Raw genomic sequence first — 1,113 nt, 5'->3', positions numbered from 1 at the left:
GCGGGCTCGGCGGCGCCGGCGGCCGCGTCGAGCAGCGCCAGTCCCTCCGCCGGCGCCAGGGCGCGTATGCCGTCCTGGTCGAGGCCGTCCGCCATGCCGCCCCCGGCCCACGGGCCCCAGGCCAGGGACAGCGCGGGGAGTCCGTCGGCGTGCCGGTGGCGTGCCAGGGCGTCGAGGAACGTGTTGGCGGCGCCGTAGTTGCCCTGTCCGGGGGCGCCGAGGACGCCGGCGACGGACGAGAAGAGGACGAACGCGGTCAGCCCCATGCCGCGGGTGAGTTCGTGGAGGTGCCATGCCGCGTCGGCCTTCGGGCGAAGTACCCGGTCGACGCGCTCGGGCGTCAGCGAGGGGATCACGCCGTCGTCCAGGACGCCCGCCGCGTGCACGACCCCGCCGACGTTCCGCCCTTCGAGCAGTGCGGCCAGGGCGTCGCGGTCCGCCGCGTCGACGGCCGCCACCTCGACGTCGGCGCCCAGCCCGGTGAGTTCCGCGGTGAGTTCCGCGGCTCCCGGTGCCTCCGGGCCCCGGCGGCCGGTCAGCAGCAGGCGCCGCACCCCGTGCCGGGTCACGAGGTGGCGGGCGACGGCGGAACCGAGGGCGCCGGTTCCACCGGTGATCAGGACGGTGCGTTCGGCGTCCCAGAGAGGGGTGTCCGGGCCGAGCGGCGCGCGGGCCAGCCGCGGCACCAGCACCTCGCCGTCACGGATGCGCAGTTCGGGCTCGCCGTACTCCAGGACGGCGCCCGGCTCGACCGGGGCGTCGGTGTCGACCAGGACGAAACGGCCGGGGTTCTCGGCCTCGGCCGCGCGCACCAGCCCCTGGACGGCGGCATGGCCGAGGTCGGAGCCGTCGGTGACGACGACGAGGACGGCGTCGCCGTCGAGCACGGCCTGCACGGCCTCCAGCACGCCGGCCGTCACCGCGCGCACCGCGGCGGGCGTCTCGCCGTCCGTCGGCGGACAGTGGTGGACGAGCACCTCGAGGTCACCGGCGGGCGTGCGCCCGCCCGCGGCCGGAACCCACTCCGTGCGGAACAGCGCGTCCGCGACACGGGCCGGGTCGGGCGCCAGGTCGTCGGCGGTGAAGGGACGCAGCGTCACCGAGCCGACCGAC

The 1,113-nt window shown here is 77.3% G+C and carries 1 protein-coding gene; it reads right to left on the bottom strand.

Annotated features, from left to right (window positions below; all coding sequences use genetic code 11):
• The coding region (locus B7767_RS28260) for a beta-ketoacyl reductase (RefSeq protein ID WP_306298000.1) at positions 1–1,100 on the bottom strand (1,100 nt) is incomplete at its 3' end.
• Positions 1,101–1,113: the final 13 nt, after the last annotated feature.

The sequence above is a fragment of the Streptomyces sp. 13-12-16 genome, assembly GCF_002114215.1.
Classification (GTDB): domain Bacteria; phylum Actinomycetota; class Actinomycetes; order Streptomycetales; family Streptomycetaceae; genus Streptomyces.
The sequence above is the reverse complement of the archived record's forward strand: the minus strand, read 5'-3'. Positions and strand labels throughout refer to the sequence as shown.